5 protein-coding genes are annotated in these 3,626 nt (G+C 64.9%); 3 read left to right on the top strand and 2 right to left on the bottom strand.

What is annotated here, in order from left to right:
- A partial coding sequence (locus VFF99_RS11110) for a glucan biosynthesis protein (RefSeq protein WP_325017837.1) occupies window positions 1-903 on the bottom strand: 903 nt, incomplete at its 3' end.
- A 190-nt stretch (window positions 904-1,093) separates the two neighbouring features.
- On the opposite strand from VFF99_RS11110, the gene VFF99_RS11105 reads away from it, so the two are divergent.
- The 3 genes from VFF99_RS11105 (at window position 1,094) to VFF99_RS11095 (ending at window position 2,765) form a co-directional block, all read left to right on the top strand.
- A complete protein-coding gene (locus tag VFF99_RS11105) occupies window positions 1,094-2,155 on the top strand; it encodes a HAMP domain-containing sensor histidine kinase (RefSeq protein ID WP_325017835.1) in 1,062 nt (353 codons plus the stop codon).
- A 110-nt stretch (window positions 2,156-2,265) separates the two neighbouring features.
- Window positions 2,266-2,478 carry a hypothetical protein gene (locus tag VFF99_RS11100; RefSeq protein ID WP_325017833.1) on the top strand — a complete coding sequence of 71 codons (213 nt, stop codon included), beginning with the start codon at window positions 2,266-2,268 and terminating at the stop codon, window positions 2,476-2,478.
- Window positions 2,479-2,564: 86 nt separating this feature from the next.
- On the top strand, window positions 2,565-2,765 hold the full coding sequence (locus tag VFF99_RS11095; protein ID WP_325017831.1) for a hypothetical protein: 201 nt from the start codon (window positions 2,565-2,567) through the stop codon (window positions 2,763-2,765).
- Between the two features lie 26 nt (window positions 2,766-2,791).
- On the opposite strand, the gene VFF99_RS11090 is transcribed toward VFF99_RS11095, so the two are convergent.
- Window positions 2,792-3,601, bottom strand: a complete 810-nt coding sequence (locus tag VFF99_RS11090) for an alpha/beta hydrolase (protein ID WP_325017829.1) — start codon at window positions 3,599-3,601, stop codon at window positions 2,792-2,794.
- Window positions 3,602-3,626 lie beyond the last annotated feature (25 nt).

Genomic DNA, 3,626 nt, shown 5'->3' with positions numbered 1-3,626 from the left:
GTTGATCAATGGACGCCAGATCCACTCGCCGGTTCCCGACTGCACCGCCAATCCGTCGGAATCGTGCACTTCCGGACGGTAATCCTCGACCTGCGGACGCTGGTTCTCGCCGAAGAAATACATGCTGGTCAGCGGCGCGATACCCAGCTTCGTCACGTTTTCGCGCAGGTAGAGCTGCGCCTTCACGTCGATCGCCGTATCTACCCCCGGCCTCAGCGTGAAGCGGTAGGCGCCGGCCACGCGCGGCGAGTTGAGCAGGGCGTAGAGGGTGAGTTCCTTCGATCCGGGCGCCGGGCGTTCCACCCAGAACTCGGTGAACTGCGGAAATTCCTCGCCTGAGCTGAGCGCGGTATCGATCGCCAGCCCGCGTGCCGACAGGCCGTACAACTGGCCCTTCCCCACCGCGCGGAAATAGCTCGCGCCAAGGAAGACCAGCACCTCATCCTTGTACTTCGGCGTGTTCACCGGATAGTGCACGCGGAAACCGGCAAATCCCAGTCCGGCAAGATCCTTCGGCGAAAGTTCGTTTGCGCCATAGTCGAAAGACTTGGGATCGAAGCGGATCTCATGCACATTCTTGCCGACGATCTCATGCACGCGCACCGGCGTATCGAAGCTGCGCCCCTGGTGGAAGAACGCAAGTTCGAAGGGCAGCTTCGCACTGCGCCACCAGGACTTGGACGGGTCGAAGCGGATGTCGCGATACTGGTCGTAATCAAGATTGGCGAGCGCCTTCGACACATTCTTCGCCGGTTTTGCATAGGCGGTCGATGCCAGCCGTTTTGCCCTCGCGGCCACGTCCTCGAAATCGAAGGCGAGCGCGGGATTGCACAGGGGCAGCAGGAGGGCGGCGCAGACAGCGCGTCGCGCGGGTTTGATCCATGTCAGCGAAATTGCAGGCATTGTCCTCTTTATCGTTAGCACACATGGCCGTATGGTGCAGGGCAGCGCGGACACTGTTTTGAGCATGGGCAATCAATCGTGAATTGATGTGGATTGCGTTGCTGAAAGGCTGCCCATACGCATCGTGCACCGGAAAACGGCGGTACAATGGCCGCTTGCCGTTGCATGGCCGGAACTCCGGCATCACACGATGAGACTGCCGACCTTCATCATCGACAACATCGACCGGATCATCGCCGCATGGAAAGCCGCGGCGCATCCCGCCGCATCTCCACTGGAAGGGCAGGCGAAGCAGATCCTGATGGCCGTTGCCGCCGACATCGAGTCCGGCGCCACGGCAGCGACTTCGTCGGCCGTCGTCACGGTCCGCACCACACTGCGCGCCGCACCCGATTTCAGTGTCCAGCAGGTGGGCGAAGCCTTGCGGCTGTTGCGCAGCGTCGTCCCCGCGGCATGGCAGATGTCGGACCCGGAAGCGCTTGGCGAACTGCAACGCTTCCACGAAGCGATCGATTTTGCCGTCGGCGAAACCATCGCCCAGCACGCGCTGCAGGTGGAGCGCACGCGTTCGCTGTTCCTCGGCATGCTCGGCCATGACCTGCGCACCCCCCTCAGTGCCATCCACATGACCTGCCAGTACCTCGCCCGCACCGACGTCACCGAAGAGCGCAAGCGCGAAGCGGTTACGCGCATCAGCCGTTGCGCGGGCACGATGGAGGGCATGGTGCGGGATGTGCTCGACTTTGCCCGCTCGCGCCTGGGCAAGACCATGGCGATCGCGACAAAGCCGGCCGACATCGGTGCCGCCTGCCGCGACGCGCTCGAGGACGCGCGCGCCGAACATGCGCGCTGCGAGTTCCGCTTCCATGGCGAGGGCGAGCTCGACGGCGCAGCGGATGCCGCGCGCCTGCGCCAGGCGCTGCGCAACCTGCTGGACTGCGCCGCACGCAACGGTGCGCGGGGAATGCCGATCCTGTTTACCGCAACCGGCACCGGCGAGGCCATCACCTTCCGCGTCGAATGCGCGCAGTCGACCGCCACCGCCGAAACGCTGCGCACCCTGTTCGATCCCATCGCCCAGCTCGCCATCGCCGGCGCCAATCCCGACAACAATCCTCCTGCCAATCTCGGCCTCGAACTCTTCATCGCCCGCGAGATCTTCCGGACCCACGGCGGCGACGTCGATATTGCCGCCGCCGACAACGGCGGCGCGGTATTCGAAGCCCGGCTGCCGCGGCGCCAGGTGCAGTAACGCCTTCTGCGGCAGCGCGCCGGCTGGACTACACTGGAAAAAGCGCACCCGCCGGCGCGGATTCCGCCGGGAAAATCAGACATCCAATCGGACAACCACCAGGAGGACGCATGCACGCCTATATCGTCAAGACTCCCGACGGCTACCTGTATCCCTTTGCGGATGACGTTTCGCTGACCGACGACCAATCCCTCGCCTGGCATTTCCTGAGCACCCGCGAAGCGCGCGAAGTGGCGGAAAGCCGCGGCTACTACGATGGCGGATTCAACATCCTGCGCGTCGAGGTCGAGCAGGACAAGCTGAACCGGCAGGAGAATGGCTGAACTCACCCGGGCGTGCGGCTTCTAACCGTTCCATGCGACCGATCCCGCATCGGCACGTTTCATCACGCCAAGGAAAGGAGTTCGCGATGAGAACCACCAAGCCCAACCGCACCAGCCAGCAGGCGGCGGACCGCTTCGAGATGCAGCAGAAGCAGTCTGGCGACCAGCACATCCTGCCCGAGGACGAGCCGCAAGAAGACCCGCACCGCCCGCATCGCGTCAGCCGGGAGGACATGCAGAAGCTGCGTCCGTCCGATCCCGACCCGGACGATCCGGCATCGCCGTAAGCGTGCCCGCGCCGCCGTCTTCACCATCAAGCGGGCGTCGGCGGCGCCTCCGGCATCGTATTGCCGGGCATTGTGCTCGACTGGGCCGCCTCGCTTCCCTGGCGCGCCCCGAGCACCATCTCCGTCATCCAGCTGACCAGCAGCGCGGTATAGGCGCGCTGCCAGCGCTCTTCCGACAGGCCGTGGTCCGCGCCGCTGATGATCCGGTAGGTCAGCGAATGCGCATTCACGCACGCGTCCCGATAGCTGCAGATCACCTCGTGCGGAATGGTTGCGTCGCGTTCGGATTCGACCAGCAGCACATCGCCCTTGAATTCCGCGCACGCGCGCAGCGCGCGGTTGTCCTCGGGACGCACCAGGCTGCGCCGGTAGGAGGCAAGATCCTGTTCCTTGTGCAGCTGCCGCTTCGGCAGTCCCCATCCGTTGTCCATGTACAGCGCCGGCACGCGCAGCGCCAGCCAGCGCACCGGGCGCAGCGCGGTCAGGATCGCCCCGAGATAGCCGCCGTAGCTGCTGCCGACAATGGCGATGGATGAGGGATCGACGGCACGATGGCTGGCCAGCACGTCATAGGCGGCCAGCACGTCGTGCAGGTTGTTTTCGCGCGTGACGGTCTCGTGCTGCGGCAGCGTGCCCGCATGGCCGCGCAGGTCGAAGGTCAGGCAGACGCAGCCGAGCGCCGCCACTTCGCGCGCGCGCGCCAGGTACTGCTCCTGGCTTCCGCCCCAGCCGTGCACGAACAATACGCCGGGCATGCGCATGTCCGGCGTGACGATGGTGCCGGCGATGCGGTTATCGTCGACGCTGATGTGTATCGTGTCCTCACGTGTTGCCATACTCCTCCAGCCTTGCATACTTGGT

The sequence above is a fragment of the Noviherbaspirillum sp. genome, assembly GCF_035654295.1.
In the GTDB taxonomy this organism is placed as follows: Bacteria; Pseudomonadota; Gammaproteobacteria; order Burkholderiales; family Burkholderiaceae_D; genus Noviherbaspirillum.
Note: the sequence above shows the minus strand (reverse complement) of the source record. Positions and strands in the feature narration are given on the sequence as shown.

Coding starts and splice junctions, on each gene's coding strand:
- VFF99_RS11105 (WP_325017835.1), top strand. CDS start 1,094: ATGAGACTGCCGACCTTCATCATCGACAACATCGACCGGATCATCGCC.
- VFF99_RS11100 (WP_325017833.1), top strand. CDS start 2,266: ATGCACGCCTATATCGTCAAGACTCCCGACGGCTACCTGTATCCCTTT.
- VFF99_RS11090 (WP_325017829.1), bottom strand. CDS start 3,601: ATGGCAACACGTGAGGACACGATACACATCAGCGTCGACGATAACCGC.
- VFF99_RS11095 (WP_325017831.1), top strand. CDS start 2,565: ATGAGAACCACCAAGCCCAACCGCACCAGCCAGCAGGCGGCGGACCGC.